This is a genomic window from Agrobacterium sp. LAD9 (assembly GCF_003031125.1).
Classification (GTDB): Bacteria; Pseudomonadota; Alphaproteobacteria; order Rhizobiales; family Rhizobiaceae; genus Agrobacterium; species Agrobacterium radiobacter.
In genome coordinates, this window is record NZ_PHGS01000013.1 from 44,046 (window position 1) to 69,773 (window position 25,728).

The 25,728-nt window shown below is 58.1% G+C and carries 24 protein-coding genes and 2 pseudogenes; 22 read left to right on the forward strand and 4 right to left on the reverse strand.

Features of this window, described 5'->3' with window-relative positions; genetic code table 11:
* Positions 1-50: 50 nt before the first annotated feature.
* The 10 genes and pseudogenes from DA915_RS13930 to DA915_RS13975 all read left to right on the forward strand — a co-directional run bounded on the left by DA915_RS13930 (position 51) and on the right by DA915_RS13975 (position 13,267).
* Complete coding sequence (locus tag DA915_RS13930) at positions 51-194, forward strand: acinetodin/klebsidin/J25 family lasso peptide (protein WP_107676200.1); 144 nt, start codon at positions 51-53, stop codon at positions 192-194.
* A gap of 104 nt (positions 195-298) precedes the next feature.
* A complete protein-coding gene (locus tag DA915_RS13935; protein ID WP_192886500.1) occupies positions 299-892 on the forward strand; it encodes a lasso peptide biosynthesis B2 protein in 594 nt (197 codons plus the stop codon).
* The gene (locus tag DA915_RS13940) at positions 892-2,565 is read left to right on the forward strand and encodes an asparagine synthase-related protein (RefSeq protein ID WP_107676202.1); all 1,674 of its coding nucleotides are present in this window, start codon (positions 892-894) and stop codon (positions 2,563-2,565) included. The genes DA915_RS13935 and DA915_RS13940 overlap by 1 nt, the downstream gene beginning before the upstream one ends.
* Before the next feature lie 815 nt (positions 2,566-3,380).
* Entirely contained in the window at positions 3,381-3,989 is a 609-nt protein-coding gene (locus DA915_RS29450; RefSeq protein ID WP_107676203.1) for a GntR family transcriptional regulator, read from the forward strand.
* A gap of 24 nt (positions 3,990-4,013) precedes the next feature.
* Positions 4,014-5,687 carry an ABC transporter ATP-binding protein gene (locus DA915_RS13950; RefSeq protein WP_107676204.1) on the forward strand — a complete coding sequence of 558 codons (1,674 nt, stop codon included), beginning with the start codon at positions 4,014-4,016 and terminating at the stop codon, positions 5,685-5,687.
* Between the two features lie 522 nt (positions 5,688-6,209).
* Complete coding sequence (locus DA915_RS13955) at positions 6,210-6,812, forward strand: DUF1419 domain-containing protein (RefSeq protein WP_107676205.1); 603 nt, start codon at positions 6,210-6,212, stop codon at positions 6,810-6,812.
* 11 nt (positions 6,813-6,823) lie between these two features.
* Positions 6,824-7,226 (forward strand): annotated as a pseudogene (locus DA915_RS13960) (DUF3085 domain-containing protein).
* A gap of 126 nt (positions 7,227-7,352) precedes the next feature.
* Positions 7,353-12,452, forward strand: coding sequence for a lactate dehydrogenase (locus DA915_RS13965; RefSeq protein WP_107676206.1), 5,100 nt, complete (start codon positions 7,353-7,355; stop codon positions 12,450-12,452).
* 148 nt (positions 12,453-12,600) lie between these two features.
* Entirely contained in the window at positions 12,601-12,858 is a 258-nt protein-coding gene (locus DA915_RS13970; protein WP_107676207.1) for a type II toxin-antitoxin system Phd/YefM family antitoxin, read from the forward strand.
* Between the two features lie 97 nt (positions 12,859-12,955).
* The gene (locus DA915_RS13975; protein WP_371412713.1) at positions 12,956-13,267 is read left to right on the forward strand and encodes a hypothetical protein; all 312 of its coding nucleotides are present in this window, start codon (positions 12,956-12,958) and stop codon (positions 13,265-13,267) included.
* A gap of 26 nt (positions 13,268-13,293) precedes the next feature.
* On the opposite strand, the gene DA915_RS13980 is transcribed toward DA915_RS13975, so the two are convergent.
* Entirely contained in the window at positions 13,294-14,031 is a 738-nt protein-coding gene (locus DA915_RS13980) for an NYN domain-containing protein (RefSeq protein WP_107676209.1), read from the reverse strand.
* Positions 14,032-14,206: 175 nt separating this feature from the next.
* Entirely contained in the window at positions 14,207-14,539 is a 333-nt protein-coding gene (locus DA915_RS13985) for a helix-turn-helix domain-containing protein (protein ID WP_192886502.1), read from the reverse strand.
* 100 nt (positions 14,540-14,639) lie between these two features.
* Between DA915_RS13985 and DA915_RS13990 the strand changes: the two genes are divergently transcribed.
* The 7 genes from DA915_RS13990 (at position 14,640) to DA915_RS14025 (ending at position 20,933) form a co-directional block, all read left to right on the forward strand.
* Positions 14,640-15,623, forward strand: coding sequence for an NAD(P)-dependent alcohol dehydrogenase (locus DA915_RS13990; RefSeq protein WP_107676211.1), 984 nt, complete (start codon positions 14,640-14,642; stop codon positions 15,621-15,623).
* Between the two features lie 118 nt (positions 15,624-15,741).
* Positions 15,742-15,996, forward strand: coding sequence for a type II toxin-antitoxin system Phd/YefM family antitoxin (locus tag DA915_RS13995; protein WP_011982952.1), 255 nt, complete (start codon positions 15,742-15,744; stop codon positions 15,994-15,996).
* Complete coding sequence (locus tag DA915_RS14000; protein WP_107676212.1) at positions 15,996-16,421, forward strand: type II toxin-antitoxin system VapC family toxin; 426 nt, start codon at positions 15,996-15,998, stop codon at positions 16,419-16,421. The genes DA915_RS13995 and DA915_RS14000 overlap by 1 nt, the downstream gene beginning before the upstream one ends.
* A gap of 687 nt (positions 16,422-17,108) precedes the next feature.
* Positions 17,109-18,896 carry a ParB N-terminal domain-containing protein gene (locus tag DA915_RS14010; RefSeq protein WP_107676213.1) on the forward strand — a complete coding sequence of 596 codons (1,788 nt, stop codon included), beginning with the start codon at positions 17,109-17,111 and terminating at the stop codon, positions 18,894-18,896.
* Between the two features lie 96 nt (positions 18,897-18,992).
* The gene (locus DA915_RS14015) at positions 18,993-19,466 is read left to right on the forward strand and encodes a hypothetical protein (protein WP_107676214.1); all 474 of its coding nucleotides are present in this window, start codon (positions 18,993-18,995) and stop codon (positions 19,464-19,466) included.
* A gap of 97 nt (positions 19,467-19,563) precedes the next feature.
* On the forward strand, positions 19,564-20,037 hold the full coding sequence (locus tag DA915_RS14020) for a hypothetical protein (protein ID WP_107676215.1): 474 nt from the start codon (positions 19,564-19,566) through the stop codon (positions 20,035-20,037).
* Positions 20,034-20,933, forward strand: coding sequence for a hypothetical protein (locus tag DA915_RS14025; RefSeq protein ID WP_107676216.1), 900 nt, complete (start codon positions 20,034-20,036; stop codon positions 20,931-20,933). The genes DA915_RS14020 and DA915_RS14025 overlap by 4 nt, the downstream gene beginning before the upstream one ends.
* A gap of 151 nt (positions 20,934-21,084) precedes the next feature.
* On the opposite strand, the gene DA915_RS28915 is transcribed toward DA915_RS14025, so the two are convergent.
* Positions 21,085-21,324, reverse strand: coding sequence for a hypothetical protein (locus DA915_RS28915; RefSeq protein ID WP_192886504.1), 240 nt, complete (start codon positions 21,322-21,324; stop codon positions 21,085-21,087).
* A gap of 341 nt (positions 21,325-21,665) precedes the next feature.
* Here DA915_RS28915 and DA915_RS14040 point away from each other — a divergent pair, with 341 nt between their 5' ends.
* From DA915_RS14040 to DA915_RS14055, 5 genes and pseudogenes are all read left to right on the forward strand, one after another.
* Entirely contained in the window at positions 21,666-22,265 is a 600-nt protein-coding gene (locus DA915_RS14040; protein ID WP_107676218.1) for a hypothetical protein, read from the forward strand.
* Between the two features lie 148 nt (positions 22,266-22,413).
* Entirely contained in the window at positions 22,414-22,848 is a 435-nt protein-coding gene (gene tnpA, locus DA915_RS14045; protein WP_107676219.1) for an IS200/IS605 family transposase, read from the forward strand.
* Between the two features lie 176 nt (positions 22,849-23,024).
* Complete coding sequence (locus tag DA915_RS14050) at positions 23,025-23,447, forward strand: ProQ/FINO family protein (RefSeq protein WP_244600713.1); 423 nt, start codon at positions 23,025-23,027, stop codon at positions 23,445-23,447.
* A 120-nt stretch (positions 23,448-23,567) separates the two neighbouring features.
* Positions 23,568-23,708 (forward strand): hypothetical protein, encoded by a 141-nt coding sequence (locus tag DA915_RS28920; RefSeq protein WP_192886506.1) that lies wholly within the window; start codon positions 23,568-23,570, stop codon positions 23,706-23,708.
* 69 nt (positions 23,709-23,777) lie between these two features.
* Positions 23,778-24,704 (forward strand): annotated as a pseudogene (locus tag DA915_RS14055) (ArdC family protein).
* 313 nt (positions 24,705-25,017) lie between these two features.
* Here the strand turns inward: DA915_RS14055 and DA915_RS14060 are convergent.
* Positions 25,018-25,404, reverse strand: a complete 387-nt coding sequence (locus tag DA915_RS14060) for a VOC family protein (protein ID WP_107676220.1) — start codon at positions 25,402-25,404, stop codon at positions 25,018-25,020.
* Between the last annotated feature and the right edge of the window lie 324 nt (positions 25,405-25,728).

Sequence of the window (25,728 nt, forward strand, 5' to 3'; positions counted from 1 at the left end):
AACTAAATGTGGGCTTGACGGCCCGATACTCAAACCCAAAGGAGAGAGTAATGACTCGTAATAACCAGGCAGAAGGCCGCAAGGTCGCCGATCTGAAAATCGTGACGGTTGCCAAGAGTGCGGTCAAGAGTACGATGGGCGGCAGTGGTCCCATTCAGGAAGTCGACGCCACTGGCGGCACGAAATACGGCTGATCGGAGGGCTGGGGCGGTCGGAAGGCCGCCCCTTGCATTTTGCTATGACCTACTCGATCAAAACGCATCTACGCGTTGCCTCCTGTAATGAGGACCTCGTGATCTTGGATTTACAGACGGACCAGTTCCACATTCTAAATGATATTTCTGCTGAACGCCTAAACTTGGCGATGGAGGGGGAGGATACTACCCTCGCTCAAGCGCTCGAGGATGCTGGCCTTATTGAACACTCAGAAGCCTTTACACCTATTTCGCTCCATCAAACGAGCGGGTTTTTTGAACAACGCTGGATGGCACCTCTTGTGAATTCAACTTGCTCCTGGAAGGACAAGCTATTCGCGACTATTGTTGTAGTCCGGACCAACTGGAAACTTAAGCGGTCCAGCATGGCAGACATTCTGCGCGAGATGGCCGCAACGCCTTCCGCTGCCGGGTATCCTCTCAAAGGTGGGACGCGTCTTGCCGAGTTGATGAGTGCACTCAATGCTGCATTCGCTTTCGACAGAACCCGCAATCAATGTCTTGCATATTCTTATAGTCTCGCATGGATGGCGAGACGACAAGGAATACGGGCGGAGCTTGTAATCGGCGTCAGGACAAAGCCGTTTTTCTCTCACGCGTGGATCGAGTACGGAAACCAGGCTGTCAATGATGACAGCATGCTTCGTGAGAAGCTTTCTGTCATTGCGGTGGCCTGATGCTTTTCATCGCTCCTCATGGTCATCCCTCTTTGCACTCCTGTGAAGTGCGCACCGCAACAATGCAATGCAATAGGCACCAGAACGACCGCTTCACATTCTACTACGACGGCACTTACAATCTCATCAATTTAGCCGAGGGTAAAGCGCTCGTATCGGGCACGGGTTACTGTGGCAAGCAGGAAATTTTGGCCTGCACTACGACCCTGCAGCTATCGAATTTTCTCAAAGAGGCGGTCGGTTTCTTCACTGTCGTTTTTATCGCTGCTGATAGGTTTGAGGTAACAACAAGCCTTTACAGGCACAAGGACGTGTTTTACTGGCAGGCAGGTAATGAATGGCTTGTGGCGGATACGCTTACGGGCTTCGACAGGACGATTGGCCGCCGCAATCTGAATGCGCGATATGCGCGCGAGTTTGTTCTCGACAGCCTGGCCTCAGGCCCAGAAACTCTATTCGAGGGCGTATATCAAGTTGAGATTGGCACGACCATCGCGTTCGACGGGTGCGTCGGAATTAAGCGGACCGTGGGTAATTTTCCCTCAGCACCTAAGGAGGGACTTGCCGAAGAACTAATTTGCAACATTCGGCGCTTTGCAGCGGGAAAGGATCGCGTCATCGTCAGATTTTCTGGCGGTATCGACTCGAGTCTCATACTAGCGGCGGCGAAAGAGGCTCTCGGATCCTGTGAAGCAATTCACACCATAATCCCCGAGGAAAGACAGAATACCGAGTTTGGAATCGCTGAGAAGGTCGCACAAGACCTAGGCTGTAAACTGCGAATCTTGCATTCAGAATACTGGTTGTCTCACCCTAGGAGGAGCCAGTTTTGCGGATCAAAATCTGTAACTTCGCCATTTGACGTGTACCCTTTCTCTCATGATGCAACAGACAGGAGTGGAGCCTTCTTGGAGAGCTTCGAGCGAATCGATACGAGTCGGACCCTATTCCTCTCAGGCCAAGGCGGGGACAACGTCTTTTTGCAGAATCCACCCCCCTATATTGTCAAAGATGCGCTTTTTAGTCGAGGTCCTCACGCCTTCGCGCAAGAAGCGATAAAATTCTGCCGCCTAAAGAACGTTCCTTTGCTCGACGTCATCCGGAAGGCGTTCTGGAATCAAACAGCGGGCGCCGATGTTGCTGAACGCTTGATTGATGTGCCCGCTACACCGCCACATTTGTTGTTGGAAAGACATCGCCCAAAAACCGCAAAGTACTACCACTTGAGGAGCATTCTAGAGGCGTTGCAGCAATATGAGACGAGCACGGAATTCGGGGTTTCCAGTCTTCATCCGCTGCTGTTCCAAAACGTGATTTCCTCCGCACTTAGTATAGAACCTCACGATCTTTATTCGAAGCGTTTTGATCGTATGCCGCAACGCCAGGTGTTGCACTCCCGCTACCACTTGGACGTCGCTTGGCGGCGGACCAAGAAGGCCGCTACAAGTGCCGTTTTCATGTTCTTTATGAACAATAAGGACCTAATTCACGATACTCTTGTAGATGGCTTCATTGCACCGGCGCTGAGTGTCGATCATGCTTGGTTGCGGAAGGAAATAGATTATAATGGGTCCGTTGCAATTACAGATTCTTTTGCGCTGTTTTATAACATGTTGCGCCTAGAGATATTCTGCCGTCAGCACTGCGCCAAGCTGAATTTTATAGCTGATTGAGCGCTTCGGTGCGGCCTGTTCCGCGGCGCGTGAAAATTCTCTACCCTCGCCATGTATTTGCCGACCCTGCCGTCGAGACGAGATTTCGATGCCGTCGGCGGCAGCGAGTGTCCATTCCTCGAGCGATCATGCATGTTACAGATCGTAGCGGTGCCGACCTGCCCACGTCTTACATGCGACGACGACCTTGTTCCAGGAAATACCAGACGGACGGGACGGCCACGTGATGGAACCGCTTTGAGGAAAAGTGCTCGGTCGGCCTGAGCTTCGCCCCAGTTCGTGGCGGCGGAAAGCGTTGCCGGCACCCGCATTCGCGTCGCTGGAAACGGCGGTCGTTCCGGCGAGCGAGATCATGGCGCATGTTGTATGACAGCCGTATACCATCGCCTCACTGGAGAGACAGCGTTTCACCCTAGTCCAATGAACGTCCGGCCTGCGGCGAGAAACCCGCTGCCGGTGAGAGCGGCTTCCCAGGCTTACGCTTTGCAGATCGAGGCGCGTTGAGATCCTAGGGAGGGGCGTCTTCGACCCAGGGACCAGTCTGGTCCTTGGCCACAGGTTTTCTGATGGTGCCTGACGACTGTTGACTTTTTCGACTACGTACGAAATTGTACTTAAGTGCAAGTATGGGAAAGGTTTGAAGATTGAGATAGGTTGTCCAAACCAATAATTTGCATGTGGAGACAAGCAGATGACGATACATCCAAAGGCGCTCAAGTCCTTCAATTTTCCATTCCGTGCGGTGAAAGTTCCTGGTCCAAACTACAGCTCTTTGCTGGTGTCGACTGCGTTATTCTAAACTTACAAGGTTCTCGATGCGGCCATCAAACGATTCCATCGTTGTAGCGGAGTTGCGTCGTCGGCTCTTTGTTGGCGTTCTCCGCCCGGGCTTCCCCGTAAACGTGGCCAACGTCGCCGATGAATTGGGGGTTAGTACCGCTCCAGTTCGAGACGCTTTGATGAAGTTATCTGAGCGAGGACTTATAAATCGTATTGAAGGACGTGGCTTTTTCGTTGCTGTAACGCCGGATCATGAGGCGTCAGAGCTTTTGGAGATTCTCCATAACATTATCACCTTCGCCATCGAAAGGTCGCACACGGCAAATGGCTTAGACCGGATTGAGGAAGCGCCGGCCCCCTCCCTGACTTCTGCGACGGTGAACTGCCATGACAAGCTCAATGAGATGTTGGAGCGCATTTGCTCGCCTACTGTCGCGGCTATAGCGGTTTCTGTAGCTGACAGACTGTGGGATGTTCGAAGACGCATTGCCGACCACACTGGACGTGCCTGCCCCGAGCCGCGATTAATTAGGGTCATCGTGCGTTCCCTAACCCGATCGGACAGAAAGAGGGCAATACGGGTCGTCAATACAGCTTACCAGTTTTGCCAAAAGTTCTTGATGAAGCAAATCGTGAACCGTTAATCGGCCCGAAGATAAGGAATCCTGATGTCAAATCAAAAGTCTCACGTGCGTAGCGCTCTATCCCACGTGTTAAAGGAATTTGCTCGACGTTCTTATGGTACGCTGAGCCTGGCGTTTTTCGTTATTGTTGGTTCAGCTACTTGCGCGGTATTGGCGCCTTATATTTTTTCCAACGCTGTAGACACCATCACAGCCGGCTCGGCAAGCAACGGAATCCTTACGGGGTTGGCTTTATACGCAATGGTGATCGGGTTTTCCCTGACCTTAAGCCAAATGGTAAAATACCTGGCTGCCATGACAGCGGAAAACCTTACACGCGTTTCCAGCACCAGCTTTTTCGGCAGGTTGCTTCGCAAAGAGGCGTCGTTCTTCGTCGAACACAATGCTGCTGAAATCCAATCTGCCCAAGCTCAGGGCACGGCCGCCGTGAACACCATCGTTCAGCTCGGACTTATGTACATCGTTCCCACGACCGCCCAGCTTACGCTGACGCTATTTATCCTGGGTTCCAAGATTGATCTTAGCGTCGCATCGATCGTGTTTGTGTACGGCGCTGTTTATATTTTGCTTACATTCTTTTCCAACAAGTGGGCGAGGCCTCACTTGCAGAAGGCCACAGAGTCCGTTCAGCAAAATGCAAAATTTGTTGGCAATATCGTTCCCGCACTAGAGACACTCAGGTTTTTTGGAAGCGCTGCCTGGATAGGTGAGCGGTTCAACACCACCGCAGATGAAATCTACAGGAACTGGCGTGCATTCTGCATAAAGCGGATGTGCTATTGCGTACTTTATGGCGTAGCGATCGGCGTGCAGTTCCTGATCACTTACTCTCTGTTGCTGCCACGTTACAGCGCCGGTGTCCTTTCTGTAGGGGATATTGTCCTCTTCAATATGCTCCTCCTGCAGTTGAATCTCCCTTTCGAGATGGTGGGACAGACGGTTGATAACTTTGTTCGGGCATTTGTTCAGCTAGTTCCGTTCGCGAAAATGTGGAACGCTGCCGAATTCACAGAGCGACCCACCGTGGCTACATTTGCTCCGACTGAAGGGAAGCTAGAGTTCAAACAAGCCCAGTACAAATACGAGAATGGCCGAGGGGTTGAAGATCTATCGTTCACGGCAGGACGCGGTCGCATTACTTTTATCACCGGTGCTACCGGCTCAGGAAAATCCACTGCGTTCAAACTCGCGCTTCGCTCTCTTGAGCCGCAGTCCGGTTCAATCGAAGTTGACGGGCAAAACCTCAGCACTATCTCCCGTGAGGGCTGGTATGCTGCAGTCGGGGTTGTTCCTCAGGAGGTAATACTTCTTAACGACACTCTGGCGGCCAACATCATTCTTGGTCGAGAGTTCGATAAACAAAGACTGATTGCTTCAGCTCGAAAGGCTGCAATTTACGATCGCGTCCTTTTGATGCCCCAAGGCTTTGAAACAGAAGTTGGAGAGCGCGGCATGAAGCTGTCTGGTGGTGAACGGCAACGTATTGCAATCGCGAGGGCCCTTTATTCAAGCCCGACCTTTCTTTTCCTCGATGAAGCTAGTTCTGCATTGGACGATGCGACGGAGGACCAGATCATGCAGGAGATCAGGGCGCTTACAGGTGACGTCACAGTTGTTGCGATCACACACCGCACGAGCGCAATTACTGCGCAAGACCAAGTCATCGACCTTCATCCCCAGTCAGTGGAGCTAGCCTGACGAGTGGTCGGCCCAAGGCCTGCCTTATGCCTCATCTATGCTTTCCTGGCCCACTACACATGAGTAAACTAACATTCGGCAGCGCTCGCTAGTTTGGCAACATCAACCGAGGTCTCTGTAATGTGCCACGGCTCGTCCTTCAGTAATGACGAAAAGGCTCAGCTTGCCCTAGCACCCCTTGAAGATCCGTGGAGGCGAGCAACCTGGGCCACACGGTCTTACGCTCCAACGGGGGCTCATCTGTTTAGGTGACATGCCTGGCTGCGCCGAGCGGGCCCGCCCAAGGGGCACGTCGCTTCTGCTTGGTGGCTCTATGAGGGGCGAGGAAGGAAACAAGAAGACAACTTTTGCCGCATGCCCGCCGGCCGCGTCAAGGGTAAAGCTTCGCCAGGCATCCGCCTGCCCTTGACACGCCCGGACGGAGAGGCGGCGTGAGGGGAGGGGTCAGGAAGGGCTGAAGAGATGATGGCAACCACGAGGATCTGCCACGCTCCGGCCCGACAAGGCTGAAGGAGCCCGATCATGACCCTTTCTCCCATCCGCAAAGTCTTTGAGGGCGTTGCCGATCGTCGCCGGATGTTCCGCATGTTCGACCGTCACGCCCAGCGCCCGAACCGATGGGAGGGTGACGACAGTTCGCTATATCGCGGCGAGTGGTTCGAGGTTGGTGAAGCCGAACACATTTACATGTTCGAGATCCTGCCGCCGCTGTGGATGCGAGGCGACATGTTCGCGCTGCGCGAGTTCCTCATCGGCTCGATCACCAGCATCTTCTTCACATTATCGATCGACGACCGCATCCGTCATTTCCACGGCTATTGCGATCTGTCCGACAAGGACGCGCCCGAGCGCATGCGCGATGCCATCGTCGAGCGGGAGACCCGGCCGCACCGGGCGATGTCTCGCGAGGAGCGGCTCGAACACATCTGGAGCAGTACGGCCGATGACTATCGCGGTTATGCCGGAGCGCGCTGGCCGGAGACCGATCGCGGCAAGCGCACGGTGCTGCTTTATGGCGGCAGGGAGGGCTCGTTCCTGAAGCGGCTCGACCAGCTTAGCGACAGTGAAATTTCCGCGAAACTGCCGGTGAATCTGCGCTATTTGCCCGACGCGATTGCTGCGTGACGGAGGTGCAGATGTTCACCTTTTCCGTGACGGACGTCCGCATTGTCATGATGCGCGGACGGATCGACGCTTACCCTCAACGGCGGCTTTCGCAATCCCCACTACGGCCTCTATCCCGGTCGTGATGAGCAGCCGGGTGTCTGGCTGGTTGGCGATGAGGGCGTGTATATCATGTCCAACGGCAAGCTCGCTGAAGGGCAGCGTCCAAGCGTCGTCTACGCCGAAGAGTGCAATCCAAAGACCGACCCCGATTATTGGCACTACAAGCGCCAGAATTTCGGGAGCGATGACGGGATCGAGTTTCTCGATGCCGCCATGCTGGTGAAGCTGATAGCCGCAAGCCCCGAATGCACATATCTGAAGATCGTGTTCCAGCCGAACACGATGCAGCTCTTCGTGGTCCAGCGGGACTAGCGATCCGGCGACGGGCACCGTCCGGTGGCCGACCAACAAACCCCATCCTCAACATCCTGCGCATGTCGAGCCGGCTGGCGTCTTCCAGCGGGGCTGAGATGTGCGCCCTCAGTCTGGAGAAACAGCATGTCGCACGACGATCCCTTTACCATCGACATCTTCGGCAATTCCGCCATTCCGTCCGGTCTCGGCATTGGCGTCACCACCTCCGGCAGCTTTGCAGCGGATCCGGCAAACGATCCCGATCCAACGCCGCCAGCTCCGGCATCAGCGCTCGTCGCGTCCCAAGAACCTGCTGACCGCAAACAGGGTGATCGTCCCAATTTCTACCTCGACGATGGCGACCGCAGCCTGGCCGCAACCTGGAAAGAACGCGCACGATTGAACCTGGCAGCGATCCTGACCGCCAGTGAGATCGAACGGAACAATATCCCCATCACGCGCACGCATCAGCGAAAGCTGATCCAGTTCACGGGGTTTGGTGCGTCCGAACTCGCAAACCGCATGTTCCGGCGCCCCGGCGAGGCCGAATTCCGGGACGGCTGGAAAGACCTCGGTAGTTCGCTGGAAAGCGCGGTCTCTGAGACGGACTACGCTTCGCTGTCACGCTGCACGCAATATGCTCATTTCACGCCGGAGTTCATCGTTCGTGCCGTCTGGGCGGGTCTTGAACGCCTTGGATGGCGCGGCGGCCGCGTTCTCGAACCGGGTATCGGTACAGGCCTTTTCCCGGCATTGATGCCGGAGCCGTTCCGCGCATCCAGCTACGTTACCGGCATCGAACTCGATCCGGTCACCGCCCGCATCGTCCGCCTCCTTCAGCCGAAGGCGCGGATCATCAACGGCGACTTTGCCGGTACCCATCTCGGGTTGACCTACGATCTTGCCATTGGCAATCCGCCGTTTTCCGACCGCACGGTGCGTTCCGACCGCAACTATCGCGGCTTTGGTCTCAGGCTGCATGACTATTTCATCGCACGGTCGATCGATCTGCTGAAGCCAGGAGCTCTCGCCGCCTTCGTCACCTCCCACGGTACGATGGACAAGGCGGATACGACTGCGCGTGAGCATATCGCGAAATCGGCCAACCTTGTTGCTGCCATTCGCCTGCCCGAGGGCGCCTTCCGTGCGGATGCCGGAACCGACGTCGTGGTCGACATCCTGTTTTTCCGTAAGCGAAAGGCCGGCGAGGTCGAAGGCGATGTCACCTGGCTCGATGTCGATGAAATCCGGCCAGCCACCCACGATGAAGGCGCGATCCGCGTCAATCGCTGGTTCGCCAGACATCCCGTCTTCGTCCTCGGCCACCATGCCCTTACCTCCGGGCCGTTCGGCGAGACCTACACCTGCGAGCCCCGTCCCGGCGAAGAACTGGAGGGTCTGCTCAAGGCCGCCATCTCGCTGCTTCCCGAACATCTCTATGATGGCGAGCCGAGCGTCATCGATCTCGATCTGGAAGAGGAACTCGCCGATATCGTCGACCTCAAGGCCGATAATACCAAAATCCGGGAAGGGAGCTTCTTCCTCGACAGCCAACATCACCTCATGCAGCTTATCGACGGAACTGCCGTGCCGATCAGCATACGCAAGGGTCGCAGCGCCGACGGCATCACGGAAAAGCATGCCCGGATCATTCGCAAGCTCTTGCCTGTCCGCGATGCCGTGCGCGAGTTGCTGAAGGCCCAGGAACAGGATCGCCCCTGGCGGGATCTTCAGGTCCGGCTGCGTATTGCCTGGGGGGCTTTTGTTCGGGAATTCGGCCCAATCAACCATACCACCGTCTCGATCAGCGAGGACAAACAAACCGATGAGGTCCGTGAGAGCCATCGCCAACCGAATCTGGCGCCGTTCAGGGACGACCCCGATTGCTGGCTGGTGGCATCGATCGAGGACTACGACCTCGACACCGACACGGCCAAGCCCGGTCCGATCTTCTCTGAACGGGTGATCGCGCCACCGGTCGCGCCGGTCATCACCAGTGCCGGTGATGCGCTCGCGGTCGTGCTCAACGAACGCGGGCGTGTCGATCTCGAACACATCGCCGAACTTCTGCACATGTCCGCCGGGCAGGTGATCGAAGAACTCGGGGAGGCAATTTTCCAGAATCCCGCTGACGGCTCCTGGCAGACGTCCGACGCCTATCTCTCCGGCCCGGTTCGCACCAGGCTGACCGAAGCGGAAGTCGCCGCGGCACTCGATCCATCCTTCGCGCGCAATGTCCGCGCCCTGCAGGCGGTCCAGCCGGCCGATCTTCGGCCTTCCGACATCACCGCCCGCCTCGGCGCTCCCTGGATCCCAGCAGCCGACGTTGTGGATTTCGTGAAGGAAATGATGGGCGCCGAGATCCGCATCCACCACATGCCGGAACTGGGAAGCTGGACGGTGGAGGCGCGCCAGCTTGGGTACAGTGCCGCTGGCACCTCCGAGTGGGGCACCAGCCGGCGCGATGCGGGCGAACTGCTTGCCGACGCGCTGAACTCCCGCGTCCCGCAGATCTTCGACATCATTAAGGACGTCGGCGGCGAGCGCAGAATCCTGAATGTGGTGGACACCGAGGCAGCGCGCGACAAGCTTCAGAAGATCAAGGAGGCGTTTCAAAAATGGGTCTGGACCGATCCCGATCGAACTGACCGGTTGGCCAGAATTTACAACGACCGCTTCAACAACATCGCGCCTCGGATCTTTGACGGCTCGCATCTGAAACTGCCTGGCGCCAGCGCGGCCTTCAATCTCTATTCACACCAGAAGCGTGGCATATGGCGCATCATCTCCGCCGGCTCTACCTATCTTGCCCACGCTGTCGGTGCGGGAAAAACGATGACGATGGCCGCCGCCATCATGGAGCAGAAGCGCCTTGGACTGATCGCCAAAGCCATGCAGGTCGTGCCTGGACATTGCCTCGCACAGGCCGCACGTGAGTTCCTCGCGCTTTATCCATCGGCCAACATCCTTGTTGCGGACGAGACCAACTTCACCAAGGAAAAGCGGGCGAGGTTCCTCTCCCGCGCTGCGACTGCGACGTGGGATGCGATCATCATCACCCATTCCGCCTTCAGGTTCATCGGTGTGCCCTCAGCCTTTGAACAACAGATGATCCATGACGAACTGGAGCTCTATGAAGAGATGCTGACCCGGGTCGATAGCGAGGATCGTGTCTCACGCAAGCGGTTGGAACGATTGAAGGAGGGGTTGCAGGAACGACTGGAGGCGCTGTCGACACGCAAGGACGACCTCTTGACCATCTCCGAGATCGGCGTCGACCAGATCGTCGTTGATGAAGCCCAGGAATTTCGCAAATTGTCGTTCGCAACGAACATGTCGACGTTGAAAGGGATCGATCCGAACGGTTCGCAACGCGCCTGGGATCTCTATGTAAAATCCCGGTACATCGAAACCCGCAACCCCGGCCGCGCGCTGGTGCTTGCTTCGGGCACGCCGATCACAAACACGCTTGGCGAGATGTTCTCGATCCAGCGGCTGCTTGGACATGAGGCGCTTGCCGAGCGCGGCCTGCATGAGTTTGATGCCTGGGCAAGCTGCTTCGGCGATACCTCAACCGAACTGGAGATCCAGCCGTCCGGCAAGTTCCGGCCCGTCAGCCGCTTTGCGAGTTTCGTAAACGTGCCTGAGTTGATTGCCATGTTCCGGGCCTTTGCCGACGTGGTGATGCCCGACGATCTTCGTGAATATGTCAGGGTGCCGGCGATCTCCACGGGCCGCCGCCAGATCGTTACCGCCAAGCCGACGCCTGCCTTCAAGATGTATCAGCAGATCCTCGAAGCGCGCATCAAGGCAATCGAGATGCGTGAAGGACCGGCGCAGCCCGGTGACGACATTCTCCTGTCGGTGATCACCGACGGCCGCCATGCGGCGATCGACCTGCGTCTGGTCATGCCTGCCAACGACAACGAGGAGCACAACAAACTCAACTTGCTTGTGCGCAACGCTTTCCGGATTTGGCAGCAAACAGGTGAACACACCTATCGCCGCCCGGATGGCAAGGATTACGACCTGCCGGGCGCCGCCCAGATGATCTTTTCCGATCTCGGGACCATAAATGTCGAGAAGACACGTGGCTTCTCCGCCTACCGCTGGATACGCGATGAACTGATCCGGCTCGGTGTGCCCGCCTCCGAAATCGCCTATATGCAGGATTTCAAGAAAACTGAAGCCAAGCAACGGTTGTTTGGCGACGTGCGCGCGGGCCGCATCCGCTTCCTGCTCGGATCCTCCGAGACAATGGGGACGGGCGTCAACGCGCAGCTTCGCCTGAAAGCCTTGCATCATCTGGACGTGCCATGGCTCCCATCGCAGATTGAGCAGCGCGAGGGACGGATCGTTCGTCAGGGCAACCAGCATGACGAGGTCGATATTTTCGCCTACGCGACGGAAGGCAGTCTCGATGCGTCCATGTGGCAAAACAATGAGCGCAAGGCGAGATTCATCGCTGCGGCATTGAGCGGCGATACCTCGATCCGCAGGCTTGAGGATCTTGGTGAAGGCCAGGCCAACCAGTTCGCAATGGCGAAGGCGATTGCCAGCGGCGACGAGAGGCTGATGCAAAAGGCAGGGCTTGAAGCGGACGTCTCGCGGCTCGAACGGTTGCGTGCTGCCCACGACGACGATCAATATGCTGTTCGACGCCAGATCCGTGACGCCGAGCGTGACATCGAAACCGCGACCCGCCGGATCGGTGAGATCAATGAGGACTTGAAGCGGCTTATTCCTACCGCAGCAGATGCCTTCACCATGACCGTTCTCGGTGAGGTGCACGATGAACGCAAGGAAGCTGGCCGGACGCTGATGCGGGAAATCTTGACGCTGGTGCAGCTTCGCCAGCATGGTGAGGTTCATCTTGCATCGATCGGCGGGTTCGATCTCGTCTATGAGGGGGAACGGTTTGGCAAGGCGGACGGCTATCGTTATGCGACGCTACTGCAGCGCACCGGCGCTGACTATGAGATCGAACTGGCCGTCACGGTGACACCGCTAGGGGCTATCTCCCGCGTTGAACATGCGCTCGACGGGTTTGAGGACGAGCGCGATCGTTATCGCCATCGTCTCGAAGACGCCCGCCGCAGGCTCGCCTCATATCGCACCCGTGAGGGCGGCAACTTCGCCTTCGCTGACGAGCTTGCTTTAAAGCGTCGCCAGTTAAGCGATGTCGATGAGGCATTGGCCGCCTCGATGCGTGAGGAGAGCCAAGGCGTTGAACAGGCAGCCTGATCGCTTCCATCTCTTGTCCCCCGCCGATCGTGGGGGACAAATCGTGTTTGACGCCTGTCCTCCGGCTGTTCACGCACGCAGACCCGCTGGAATTTGCAAAATAGTCAAATAATTCGTATATTCCGACTAAGTTGAATGGAGAGCGGTGATGAAAAAGTTTTCGACTGTCGAATTGCTGCGGGACATCAAGACCGTGACGATGGCTGCGGATCGTCAGCCTGTTGCGATTACGCAGCATCGCAAGCCAAGATATGTGCTGATGACATATGACGAGTTTGAGGCGTTGAAAGGCAGGAGCGATTCCCGCCGGGTCTACGGCCCGAATGAAGCACCAGCTGACCTCGCAGCGATGGTCCTGCCTGAACTGGACAGGCTGATCGAGGAAGGGCGTGACCCCAATGGTTGACGTACCGTCGAATGGTTCTGTCATTCATTACCCCTATCTATGGGCATGGCAACGCGACAAGGGAGAAACCGAGGGTCGAAAGGAACGGCCTGTTTGCATGGTTCTTGCAATCGCCAAGGGCAACCAGACAAATCTCATTCTGCTGGCGATCTCGGGAACACCGCCTCGTGCAGATCAGGTGGCGCTTGAGATCCCGCAACTCGAATGCCGCCGTGCCCGTATCCGCGAATGGAAAGAGGCCTGGATTACAGTGTCGGAATTCAATCACGACGTGGCAGAGACCTCCTTCTACTATGACCCAAACATGGAAGTGCTGGGATCGTTCAGCAAAGGCTTTCTTTCCAAGATTGCCGCAGCCTTCAAGCCATATCTCGCAACGTCAAGCGCAAAAATCAGCCGTATCGACTAAATCTCATACGCAGCAAACAGGTTCTATCAGTTCTTTTTTCCTGATTTTTGCTTCACCCGGATACGCAGCGGGCGGCCCTCTGCATGCTCCAGATCGAAGGCGTTCGTTTTCCTCACGAGATCGCTCAGCTTGCGAAACCCATAAGTTCGCGGGTCAAAATCCGAAGCGAGATTTGCAAGTTGATTGCCGACGGCGCCAAGCGGTACCCATCCATCCTCACTGTCCATCTGAGCGATGACCTTCCTGATGATGGGCGTGGCGGCTGTCGGAGGCTGGAGAGAGGCTGTCGCCTGTGCCGCATCTGTCCCGTTCGCGGCAGCCACGGGCAACAGATTTTCGGTATAGATGAAACGCCGGCAGGCCTGCCTGAAACTTTCAGGCGTCTTCTGCTCTCCAAAACCGAAGACGTCGATGCCTTGTTCACGGATGCGAGAGGCGAGGCGGGTGAAATCGCTGTCGGAAGACACCAGGCAAAAACCGTCGAAGCGGCCACTATGCAGCAGGTCCATCGCGTCGATGACAAGCGTGATATCGGAAGCATTCTTGCCGGTCGTGTAGGCGAACTGCTGCTGGGGAATGATTGCGTGTCTTGCGAGAACGTCGATCCACGCCTTTGAACGGGCATTGGCGAAGTCGCCATAGATGCGTCGAACACTCGCTTCGCCGATCTTGGCAATTTCTTCAAACAGGCCATCAACAATTTTCGCGGAGGCATTGTCAGCGTCGATAAGCACCGCGAGCCGCGGGGAACGGGGTTCTGCCATGCTAAAGGATCCTGCCTATCAAAATTGACGGTAGTCCAACATCAACGAATGGGTGGCGTGTGGCAACCGCGTTGTTTTCCCTTCACTCGCGCTCGCTGGTCTATAGATTAGCGAGCGCTCCGCATCCCCAAGAAAACAGGGAGCGCACCGAATGCGGCCAGTCGGTCCCGCCATCTCAGCTCATTTTCTGGAATTGCTCGCCCCAGTCGCGCATCGTTATCAGTATCGGTGCGAGTGACACACCGAGCGAGGTGAGTTCATACTCTACCTTCGGCGGCACCTCGGGATAAACGATACGCCGAATGATCCCATCCACCTCCAGTTCTCGCAACTGCAGTGTCATCATGCGGGGTGTGGCAGCTGGGACGAGGCGACACAGCGCATTGAAACGCAGCTTGCCGTCCAGCAGGTGAAACAGAATGACTGGCTTCCATATGCCGCCGATGACCGACAGCGTAGCTTCGACTGCGCATCCGGTGCGATCGGCGCGGCGGCGCCCCCGTTTCATGCGGGCACTATCATTCATGATACTACATGCTCAATTTGTGCGTACTTCATCAATATGACTCATAGGCTTATCTAGAGGCTCTGAAAAGGAGATACCTCACATGCAACGATACATATTGACCGGAAACGAAAACCCGCGCCTCAAGCTGACCTCGGGCAATGTGCGCCAGCCGGAGAAAGGCGAAGTTGCCGTAGATCTGCGGGCTGCCTCCCTTAACTTCCGCGACCTGATCATCGCCAGAAACTTCAAGGACGTGGTGCCCCTCTCGGATGGTGCAGGTATCGTGTCGGCCGTAGGCGAGCAGGTAGACGGCTGGAAGGTTGACGATCGCGTGGTAATCGGATTTATGCCGGGATGGGTAGATGGCCCGATCACTGCCGCGAAGAAGGCAACAAGCCTCGGTGGTCAGACCATGGACGGCGTTCTGACAGAGCGCATTGTCGTGCCCGCGGACAGCATCGTGCGTATTCCAGATGCAATGACGTTCGAGGAGGCCGCGACGCTGCCTTGCGCCGGCGTGACGGCGTTTGCAGCCCTGTTTGAACGCCGCCCGGTGCAGCCAGGTGAAACCGTTTTGTTGCTCGGCACGGGCGGCGTATCGATCTTCGCTCTTCAGCTCGCTAAAAAGGCGGGCGCTCGTGTCATCATCACCTCCAGCTCGGACGAAAAGCTCGATCGTGCTCGTACGCTGGGCGCGGATGAAGTCATCAACTACCGCCGCACTCCGGCCTGGCAGGATGAGGTTTTGAAACTCACAGATGGCATCGGCGCTGACCTGGCGGTTGACGTAGCCGGCCCCGCCACGCTCAGCCAGACCCTTGCCGCTACCCGTTTTGATGGTCGTATCTCCCTGATGGGAGTGCTAACCGGGTTTGACGGTCACATTGATACGGGAGCGATTCTGGAAAAGCGGATCACCCTGCAGGGGATCTATGTCGGCCCCGTGGCAACGCTCACGTCCCTCGTGAAGACCGGAATCACCCCCCAGGTTGACCAGGTGTTCCCTTTCGAGGAAGCAGAAGCCGGCTATAACGCGCTGCGGGATGCAGGCCATTTCGGCAAGCTGGTCATCAAGATAGGATAATACCACTGCGCCACGATTCCCTTCCCGCACATATGCGTTTGCCGGGGCGGCTCATCTTGCAATTTAAGGTGATGCGAGCTAAATGTTGTTACGTAACCACAATTTTCGGAGGCTTGTCATGACGGTCACCACGCTATCAGGCCGAGAGCTCAATCAGGATCTTGGCCGCGCAAAACGCGCGGCCAACGAGGGGCCCGTCATCATCACCGACAGAGGACGGCCAGCGCATGTCCTCTTGTCGTTCGACGAGTATAAACGGCTGACCGGAAAAATGCGGACGCTTGGCGACATGCTGGCTGCACCGGGTGCGGGAGAAATTGATTTGCCGCTTTCGCCGCGAACGGAACGTGCGCAGGCAGTTGACCTGTCCTGATGCTATTGCTCGATACGAATGTTGTCTCCGAACTGCGCAAGATTGTGAGCGGCAAGGCGCATCCCAATGTCGTGGTCTGGAACGAAACCGTTGATCCGGACGAAACGTTCATCTCTTCCGTCGTTCTGCATGAGCTTGAGATCGGCGTGCGGTTGGTGGAACACAATGACAGCGCTGCCGGGAGAGTATTGCGCAACTGGCTGGACAACACGGTTATCACGGCGTTCTCGGGTCGAATCCTTCCTCTTGACGACGCGGCGGCCTTACAGGCAGCCAAATGGCATGTGCCTGACCCCAAGCCGATCAACGACGCCTATATCGCGGCGACGGCGCTCGCCCGTCGCATGACACTCGTCACGCGCAACATCAAGGATTTTGCGGGTATGGGCGTGAAACTCGTCAATCCATGGGATCCTTCCATGTAGCCGCGGTGTGATGATTTCGTTCGCGCCAAAACATAGAGACGAAACCGCAATAGCGCTCCATCTTCGCGCAAAGCAGCATCCGGACCCACAAATATTCCAACCCTGTTTCTGGGCAGGTGGTCAGCGGAACTGTTCTCGGCAATTTGGGCCATTCACAAGGGCGTGCAGCATTTGCATGGCTGCATTGCACAATAAATAGTTTCTATCTGGTCAGAAATTAGTCATACAGCACACAGCTGATGCATTTTGACGGTCACCTCCCAGTTCCGTCGCGTCAGCTGTTCCCCTCTGGAGGTTCAAAATCTCCACACTTCATGGGCCGCGGTTTCCGAGGGCCCATTTTTTTGTCTTCCGCTCAACTCTGATGTCGCGTTCCTCGCAAGAGGTGGCATCGGTTTGTGCGTCGTGCGGTGTGGGCTGAAAGTGAATGGGAAGGAGTAAAAGGGGGAGAAGAAACCGGTCGCAGATCGGTCCTCCCGCCGACGCTCACGCTCAACCGCCGCCTGCCGCATCCCGGCAACTCGTCCTTCGCAGGGCCTTAGGCCCCGCTTGTCCTTCGCTGCAGGGACGCTCGGCCGCAGTTGCGCCGGTGCGGCCGTCCCGCGGTCCGGAAGATGTCTTCGGAAAAAAGAAGACACGAACAGGAGCAGCAAAGGGCCGGCTCCGTATCCGGTTAAGGAGAATCCCATGTATCTTGTCACGCTCGATCCACGCGCGCTGAAAGACAACCCCGACAAGACCCGCCAGTCGAAGTCGTCGCCGCAGGCAGATGCGCTGCTTTTGGCCACGATCAAGGCCGTGGGCATCATCCAGCCGCCTGTCGTCGAACCCGAACAGGGGGGCGGCAACGGCTATATCATCGATATCGGCCATCGCCGCGTGCGCCAGGCGATCGCTGCGGGTCTTGAGGAAATTCAGGTCCTCGTCGCGGACACCGCAAACGACAATGGCGCCATGCGCTCCATGGTGGAAAACACCGCCCGCGACGCCCTCAACCCGGTCGACCAATGGCGCGGCATCGAACGGCTCGTCGCTCTCGGCTGGACCGAGGAGGCCATCGCTCTTGCCCTCACATTGCATGTGCGGCAGGTTCGCAAGCTCAGGCTTCTCGCCAATGTGTTGCCTGCGATGCTCGATCAGATGGCGCTCGGCGACATGCCGTCGGAACAGCAACTTCGCACAATCGCATCCGCCAGCGTTGATGAACAGAAACACGTCTGGAAGGCCAACAAGCCGAAGAAGGGCGAGCGGGCGTCGTGGCACCAGATCGCAAGTGCGCTCACCAAAAAACGTATGTATGCGAAGGACGCCAGCTTCGGCGATGACCTTGCAACGGCCTATGGTATCGAATGGGTCGAAGACCTGTTTGCTCCCGCAGACGAGGATACGCGCTACACGACCAATGTCGAAGGCTTCCTCGGTGCGCAACACGAATGGATGACGGCAAACCTGCCCAAGCGCGGTGCTATCGTCGAGGTCAATTCCTGGGGACAACCCGAACTCCCCAAGAAGGCCGATCGCGTCTACGGCAAGCCGCAGAAGTCCGACCACACCGGCATGTATCTCGATCGTGACGGCAAAGTGCAGACGGTCCATTATCGTCTTCCCGAGGTGAAGAAGCCGAAGGGCGCCGGTGGTGCGACGACGGGCGGTGTCGGCGAAGCCGACGATACGATCGTCGCGGCAAAGCCACGCCCCGATGTCACCCAGAAGGGGCTCGACATGATCGGGGACTTCCGTACCGATGCCCTGCACGAGGCGCTCGGTCGCGCGCCAATTGAGGACGAGACTTTGCTGGCCCTGCTGGTGCTCGCCTTCGCAGGGACGAATGTGCGCGTCGACTCCGGTGCCGGCGACACGGTTTACGGGCAGAAGCGTTTCGCCCGCCATGTCGTCCGCCTGGTCGATGAGAATGGTAAGCTCTCCTTCGATCTCGACACATTGCGGGTCGTTGCCCGCACGACGCTGGTCGAGGTGCTGTCATGCCGGCGTGGCATGTCGAACAGCGGTGTCATCTCCAGGATTGCCGGCGATGCCATCGGGGCCGACGGCTATCTCCCGAACATGGGCACCGAAGACTTTCTGCTTTGCTTGTCGCGACAGGCGCTGGAGGCATCGTGCAAGGAAGCTTCGGTTCCGCCACGCCAGAAGGTGCGGGAGACCCGTGCTGCGCTGGTCGACCACTATCAGGACGGCCATTTCGTGCACCCTTCGGCTCTCTTCTCGCCGGATGCCGGCGACGTGGCAGACCTGATCAAGCGTGGCGAGGTTCTCGACGCCGATGAAGACGGTCCGGGGGACGACGAGGACATTGAGGTCTCCGAGGATGTCGAAACTGGCACTGAGGCTGCCGACGGCGAGCCGTCCGAAACCGGCGATGATGAACCGGGTCAGGATCCCGCTGATTCAGACGACGGATCGGACGCTCCGACGCCTGACGATGACGACAGCGCCTACGGCATCGCCGCCGAGTAGCAGCTTCACCTCACCCAGTTCCAGACCAACTCCCGCCGCCGGCTAATCACCGGCGGCGATTTCGTTTCCAGCCTCTCAAACCAAAGGAGAAATCGCATGTCCGCGTCTCTCGTTTTCAAGCTCGTTCCCCTCGGGTCCATCGTGTCCTGGTCTGATGGAACACCAAAGCCGCCGGAGCGTCACAAGAAAAAGCTTGCCACCTGGAAGACCAGAAACAGTTCCGGCCGTCTGATCCGCAAGCAGGCCAGCCAGACCCGCGGCACCTATACCGCGCCGGACTGCTTCACCGTCCATGAAGGTGATCATGGCAGCAACGGTACCATCGTGCTTCGGGTATTTCGCACCTTCGATGTTGGAGCCTGCTCCCTGAGCTTCGCTGTGGTCGAGCGACCTGCGATCGGTTCGGTGCGGATCTTCGATCGCGCCGGTGAGGGCGCGGAGCTTGTTCATGTCGCTGCCGATCGTTCTACGGCGGATGAATGGCTCACCCGGCATCGGCATCCGCACGCCGTGCTGGAGGACGTGACACGCATCCAGGAAAGCCCCTCCGCGGGTCAGGCCGCCGCATAGGCCGTGATTTGCTTTGTGCATCGAAATGACCTGCCGCCGCCGGGCATGTCCGGCGGCGCTTTCGTGTTCAACTCCCTTAGTGAGAAGGAGGACATAGATGTCCGCACTCATGATCTTCGACCATGCTCCGCTCGGCGCCGTCATTTCCTGGTCGGACGGCAGCGCTCGTCCGCCCGAGGACAGAATCCACACGCTTGCCGGATGGAAACGCGACAATGCCGTTGGGAGACTGGTGCGTAAACGCAGCCATTCTGTCATGGGGCAGTCCCGCATCCCTGCAAGCTTCAAAGTCGCCACCGACGGTATCGACGATCTCGGAGCCATCATCGGCCCCGACTTCAGGACATTTGCCGTCGACAGCGTGCTCACTTTCGCTGTGCTCGAACGGCCCGACATCGGCTCCATTCGCATTTTCGACGGTGATGCCGAGGACGCTGAACTCCCGCATCTTGCAGCGGATTGGGACCATGCCGAGATCTGGCTACGGAGCTGCGGGTTTAGCAAGACCAGGTTGAGCGAGGTCACAGCGGATGAAGTCGCCGCCGACCGGATCGAGGGGAGGGTGGCATGAACAAGCCAGCCAAATCCCACGATGCGACCACCCCCGAAAATTCAGTGGTCGAGTTCGCGCGCAGTGCTGAAGATTTCCCGGTCGCCCGGATCGATGAGATCACGCTCGCGATGCTGCCGTTGGTCGACGGCGGCGGCTTTCCTGCCAGTGCCTGGCGCGTATCCAGGCCACTTGGCGAGATGACGCGGGCCGACTATTACGGTCACCAAGGCCGGATGGACGACGAGGCGACATTCCAGGATCGGGTGTTCGAGATGGCCGAGCACCGTCGCGAGCTTTCAGCTCTTGCCCGTATTGAGACGCGGATCGCCTGCAGCACGCCATGGGGCGCCTCGCAAATGGCAACGGTTTATGCCGAAGGTGTCACGTCGCATATGACCGCCAGCCATGGCGGCTTCCATCTGTCGATCGAACGTAATAGCCGGATCCACCCGGCGCTGCGCAAAGGGAGCCCGTGGTACGAAGAAGATGCCGAATGGGCCATCGTCGCCCTGACTTTCCCTGATCTGTTTACCACCTACGAGCGCCGGATCGCCGGTGATGCGATCCGCAATAGCTGGCCGGACGCGTGGGAAAAGATCCATTGCTGCGTACTGGACCCAGCCGAATCCTGGGCCAAGGCCCGCAGGCTTTCCGATGAGGCGCATGCAGACGACTGGGTCGTTATTTCGGCAATCCTTTCCAGCCACCATGTCGGCCTCACAGAGGTGATCGCCACACTCGGCGGCAAGCGTGATCTCGATGCCGTGGAGCGCCGGTATCTCGTGCCCAGTCCCGACTACGCGACCCGAAGTCCGCTTGGTTTCGTCATCGATATGGACCGTCATCAGCTCTATGACGGCCCCTCCAGCTTCATCGGCTGGGACGCGCGGAGGACGAGCGCAAGAAGCCCCTAAGCCCTCGCGTGTTGTTGACCCGCATGGAAGCAGCACATCGCGAGACCCGGCATCATCTCGATCGCGTTCATCGGAAAATCGCTGGCCGCGCCGAACGCATCGCGATCACGCAGAAGCGAAAGCCAGACACCGCGCACGCAACCGGACCGGGTCACGATGGAGCCGCAGCGACGAGATGTTGTTCCATGCGCATTTCGATCGCCTGCAATTCGAAAGGCGTCTCGAGTTCGATGGCCCCGCAGGCAATCTGGCTCGCCAGGACCGGGCCATCGACACGCTGCGGCAAAAGCTCGGCGAAGACGTCTGGCGCAAAGTTGCATAAGCCGCCTGATAGGATGGTCTTGCGGCAGAGACACGGATGGGCGGCGCGGTGATTGCCAACTGCGGTCACGGCGCGTCATTTTCGGGCGGGATCCCACCGCGCGTTTCCGATGATGCCTTCAGCCCCTTGCCGCTCCGCCCCTCGGTTGTGTTGCGGTCTAAACCAGCGGCCGTTTGCTTCAAGGCCGCTATCGCGCCGCGTGGCGGCCGGAGCAGCCTGTCTCACATCATCAACCCGCGTCCCGCGCAGGGCTGCACCCCGCTTGGCCGCAGGCCGATGACGCTCGCCATGGCGGCCCCGGACCCCTGAAGCAACCGTCATTCCGCCGGCTTTTCCAGACCGCACCCGAGGGACGGAGCGGCAAGGGGCCGCTTCGGGTCCCCGGAGGAAAACCCGAGAAGGAAACCCTCATGGCAAAGCCCTCTACACCCTCCCGTCAGTCCACCGGCCCATCGGCTCGCGTCGTCCAGCTCCGCAAGGGAGCAACCCTCGAAATGGTGCGGCTCACTTGCCCCGATACCGCACAGGCACTGCTGATCTCGGAGAGCTTCGGGACCGCCGTAGTCGATAGCGACGGCATCCGCGATCTGCATGAACGCCTGATCATCGAAACCGCACACAGCCTCTCCGATGGGCTCGGCGAGCGGGCGATGCAGATCCATCTGCAGCGTATCGTCGGCGCCTATGTCGGGTCGGCCCATGGTGCGGGGCAATTCTACAGCCGTGCTGTCTCTGAGGCTCGCGACGCAACGGCCAAGGCCGCCAACGACGCCCGCGACGAGGACCTTGATGGCCCGGTCGGCTACGACAGTGCCGCCCAGCGCAAGCGCGAGTTTGCCGCCGATATGGGTATCCAGTCCCATGCGCTCCGCATGGCGGCCGAAGGTGCCGTCGCGGCCTATGAGCAGGTGGTCGGCGAAAGCTGGAAGCCGTTCGACCGTCCGGTCGAGAATCCGGGTCAGGGCCTCGACCGCAAGGCCGCCGCGGCGCAGATGGCGGCTTTCGACTGAACCGCTTGATGGCGGGGCTTTGCCCCGCCATTTCTTGTGCTGACAATAAACCTCCACCTACGGTGGAGGACTGGACGAGTTCTACATCGTCATTGAGAGACCTCCGTGCTTGGACCGTTAGCAGGCCGAGACGCGAAACGGAGGTTTTATGGATGAGCAATCACAATCGCATGCGACGTGGGACTGCAAATACCACGTTGTTTTTGGAAGTAAGTACCGCACGAAAAGGCTCTACGGGGACGTGCGACGTGAATTGGGTGACCTCTTGCACAGGCTTGCTCTGCAAAAGGGTTGCCGGATCGAGGAGGGGCACCTGATGCTCGACCATGTGCATATGCTGATATCGATCCCGCCGAAATATTCAGTTTCGCACATTGTCGGGTTTTTGAAGGGTAAGACGGCGATTTACGTCGCCAACAAATACGCCCGTAAACGGCGTTACAAGGGATACCACTTTTGGGCGCGTGGGTACTTCGTGTCCACGACTGGCTATGATGAGCAGGTCGTCAGACATTATATCCGTAATCAAGAAAAGGCCGACAAAGCTTCCGACTTTGCCGACCTCTTTAATCGCAGCTACTAGCTTATAGCAAAACCGCTTCTAGCGGTTCAAGCGCAGCGTTTCAAACCTCCACCTCTGGTGGAGGTCATGACTCGGCCGAGACCGGTGCCCGCTTGCGGGCGCTTTCGCGATGCAGCCGTTTAACCGTCGCAGTTTGTCACTATATCCCCATGGACGGCGTTATCGATGGGGATGACATGAACAACGAACAATCGTCGAAAGTGAAGCCATGGGTCAGCTCGCAAGGCCCGGTCCTTGCCAGTGCCAATGATCTCAAAAAAGCTGCTGCCATCAACGAATTGCTGAGCGAAGGCGCGGCGATCCTTCCACAAAAGGAAACCGATCCGGTTTTGCCATTCGAGCTCGGCATCTTCGAGCAATTCAGCGCCCGACTTCAGCCTGGAATCGCCAGGATTCGTCTTCGTCGCGCGATTGCGACCTATGCTGCCGCAAAGAACTACTTGCTGGCATCCGCCCAACCTGATCAATGCGCCACGATATTGCGGGACGCCCGACCTTGCCGGTCAGTGCTGACGATAGAATGGCGGCGCAATTGCGCGTTACAGAAATTCGCCGTCAACGCAAATCGCAGGCGGATGCTCGCGGCAGCGCGCCCGTGATCGCCATCGGCGGTGTCCGACAAAGGTGAACCCATCCACCGCGGTCAAGCTGTCACCGCTTGATCGTTTTTCAGTCTGCCGCCCGAAGGCCGACTTCGATGCCATCCCCTTTAATAGCGCATGGATCATCAAGATGCTTTGAATGGTCGCGGCGATGCGACCCCGTCCTCGCTGTCGGTCCTGCAGGAGCCGGCGGCAAGCCGCAACGGCTGCGCCGTCCTCCACTACGTTTCGGCCGTTCCGGTGCAGCTCACCGCCTGACCGCTCCTGCCCTTGTCCCTCCGCGACGGGGCCGCAATGGCGCGGCCTCCCGAGTGGAGGTTTAGGAAAATGAGCAGGAAAGAACACAGCGATCGAACCGACATCTATTCGCGGATCACCGATCGCATCATCGCCGACCTGGAAAAAGGCGTCCGGCCGTGGATGAAACCCTGGAGTTCCGCCAACGCGGTTGGCCGGGTAACCCGGCCGAGGCGCCACAACGGACAACCCTATTCGGGCATGAATGTACTCCTATTGTGGTCGGAGGGTATCGCCCGAGGCTTCGCCTCGTAGACATGGATGACATTCAAGCAGGCATTGCAGCTGGATGCGGCCGTGCGCAAGGGCGAGACCGGCTCGACCGTTGTCTTCGCCAGCCGCTTTACGAAGTCCGAAGATGATGGCGAGGGCGGCGAGGCCGATCGGGAAATACCGTTCCTGAAAGCCTACAGCGTATTCAACGTCGAGCAGATCGACGGTCTGCCTGAGCATTATTATTATCGCCCCGTAGCGCAGATCGATCCTGTCGAGCGCCTCGAACATGCTGACCGGTTCTTTCGTAACACCGGAGCCCTTATCCGGCATGGCGGCAACCAGGCCTATTATTCGCCGGTCATGGACTATATCCAGATGCCACCTTTCGAGACCTTCAAGGATGCTGCCAGCTATTATGCAACCCTGAGTCATGAAGCGGCTCATTGGACGGCGAGCCCCGAGCGGATCGGACGTGACCTCAGCCGCTATGCCAAAGACAGATCGGAACGAAGCCGGGAAGAGCTGATCGCCGAGCTAGGAAGCGTTTTTTTGGCCGCGGACCTGGGAATCTCACCCGAGCTCCAGCCACGGCCCGATCATGCAAGTTACCTCGATTCGTGGTTGAAGATATTGGGTGACGACAAGCGTGCAATCTTTCAGGCGGCAGCCCACGCGCAACGCGCTGTTACCTATCTGCACGGCTTGCAGCCGGACGCGGCTGAAGAAAGCGAGGCGGCGTAACGGTTGTTCCGTCCACCAGATTGCTCATCCTCGCGCGCTCGGCAACCAAACGCGACGGACCCCGATACACGCCCGCGTTCGACCGTTCCGATGGTCCACTTTCGCGGACACTCTAACAGTGGCCCGAAAAGAGAGACGGCACAAGCTGCCTTCCTCTCCGCCCATCGCGGTTCAGAGCGGCAAAGGCGCCGATCGAGACGTACGAGGCCCTTATAACGAAAGCAACGGGGGCCGAAACGCAGCGCGGTGATCTTGTACCGTCTCAGTACCGGATCGAGATGGGTATACTTCGCATGGCGTACTGGGCTGATCCTCAGGTGAGGGGTGCGAGATTCTGCGGTTCACCGATCTCGACCGCATGGCCATCCGGATCATAAAACCGAAATACGCGCTGCCCCCACTCTTGTCGCTCGACGGGATGAATAAGTTCGACATAGGGCGCGATGCTCACGAAGGCGGCGTCCACGTCTTCGTGCTCGAAATACAGCAGAATATTCCGTCGCCCATATGGCTCGGAAAAGTCTGATGTGCGACCCCATATCGTCTGTTCTAGCGCCGCGCCCTCGTGGATTGCGAACCCCGTTTCGAACAGTACGAAACTTCCCGCATCCTCCAGCACCTTCAGACCCAGCCTTTTTTCATAAAATTCCCTCGATCGGCCGATGTCGTGGACGAAAGGAATCGGATTAATAAACCGCATTGTGGTCCCAAGGCTGTTTCCGGATTTCGACGCCACGCTTACAGTCGCCGATGACCAGCTCAGTTTCGCCAACGAATGGTTGGCGCAAGAGTGTATCTCGCATTTCAGTTTTGCACCACATGCGGACAGTCTCACGGCACCCGCGTCTGTGCCGTCGTTCGATGTGGCAGCCCGCATCCCTTCCCGCTGACGCGGAAGTCGGCAATCGGGCAGCCGGGCATCGCACCCCGCGCTCTGATCGGACGTGAAACGGAGAAGGCGCACTTGATCTGTTTCGGCAGGAGGAGCTCCTGACAGCAGTCCTTCGCGCAGGCGCTGGTTCGT

Excerpts from the sequence above, each read along its gene's own strand:
- DA915_RS13930 (WP_107676200.1), top strand. The coding sequence starts at position 51 with ATGACTCGTAATAACCAGGCAGAAGGCCGCAAGGTCGCCGATCTGAAA.
- DA915_RS13940 (WP_107676202.1), top strand. The coding sequence starts at position 892 with ATGCTTTTCATCGCTCCTCATGGTCATCCCTCTTTGCACTCCTGTGAA.
- DA915_RS29450 (WP_107676203.1), top strand. The coding sequence starts at position 3,381 with ATGCGGCCATCAAACGATTCCATCGTTGTAGCGGAGTTGCGTCGTCGG.
- DA915_RS13950 (WP_107676204.1), top strand. The coding sequence starts at position 4,014 with ATGTCAAATCAAAAGTCTCACGTGCGTAGCGCTCTATCCCACGTGTTA.
- DA915_RS13955 (WP_107676205.1), top strand. The coding sequence starts at position 6,210 with ATGACCCTTTCTCCCATCCGCAAAGTCTTTGAGGGCGTTGCCGATCGT.
- DA915_RS13965 (WP_107676206.1), top strand. The coding sequence starts at position 7,353 with ATGTCGCACGACGATCCCTTTACCATCGACATCTTCGGCAATTCCGCC.
- DA915_RS13970 (WP_107676207.1), top strand. The coding sequence starts at position 12,601 with ATGAAAAAGTTTTCGACTGTCGAATTGCTGCGGGACATCAAGACCGTG.
- DA915_RS13975 (WP_371412713.1), top strand. The coding sequence starts at position 12,956 with ATGGTTCTTGCAATCGCCAAGGGCAACCAGACAAATCTCATTCTGCTG.
- DA915_RS13980 (WP_107676209.1), bottom strand. The coding sequence starts at position 14,031 with ATGGCAGAACCCCGTTCCCCGCGGCTCGCGGTGCTTATCGACGCTGAC.
- DA915_RS13985 (WP_192886502.1), bottom strand. The coding sequence starts at position 14,539 with ATGAAACGGGGGCGCCGCCGCGCCGATCGCACCGGATGCGCAGTCGAA.
- DA915_RS13990 (WP_107676211.1), top strand. The coding sequence starts at position 14,640 with ATGCAACGATACATATTGACCGGAAACGAAAACCCGCGCCTCAAGCTG.
- DA915_RS13995 (WP_011982952.1), top strand. The coding sequence starts at position 15,742 with ATGACGGTCACCACGCTATCAGGCCGAGAGCTCAATCAGGATCTTGGC.
- DA915_RS14000 (WP_107676212.1), top strand. The coding sequence starts at position 15,996 with ATGCTATTGCTCGATACGAATGTTGTCTCCGAACTGCGCAAGATTGTG.
- DA915_RS14010 (WP_107676213.1), top strand. The coding sequence starts at position 17,109 with ATGTATCTTGTCACGCTCGATCCACGCGCGCTGAAAGACAACCCCGAC.
- DA915_RS14015 (WP_107676214.1), top strand. The coding sequence starts at position 18,993 with ATGTCCGCGTCTCTCGTTTTCAAGCTCGTTCCCCTCGGGTCCATCGTG.
- DA915_RS14020 (WP_107676215.1), top strand. The coding sequence starts at position 19,564 with ATGTCCGCACTCATGATCTTCGACCATGCTCCGCTCGGCGCCGTCATT.
- DA915_RS14025 (WP_107676216.1), top strand. The coding sequence starts at position 20,034 with ATGAACAAGCCAGCCAAATCCCACGATGCGACCACCCCCGAAAATTCA.
- DA915_RS14040 (WP_107676218.1), top strand. The coding sequence starts at position 21,666 with ATGGCAAAGCCCTCTACACCCTCCCGTCAGTCCACCGGCCCATCGGCT.
- tnpA (WP_107676219.1), top strand. The coding sequence starts at position 22,414 with ATGGATGAGCAATCACAATCGCATGCGACGTGGGACTGCAAATACCAC.
- DA915_RS14050 (WP_244600713.1), top strand. The coding sequence starts at position 23,025 with ATGAACAACGAACAATCGTCGAAAGTGAAGCCATGGGTCAGCTCGCAA.
- DA915_RS28920 (WP_192886506.1), top strand. The coding sequence starts at position 23,568 with ATGGATCATCAAGATGCTTTGAATGGTCGCGGCGATGCGACCCCGTCC.
- DA915_RS14060 (WP_107676220.1), bottom strand. The coding sequence starts at position 25,404 with ATGCGGTTTATTAATCCGATTCCTTTCGTCCACGACATCGGCCGATCG.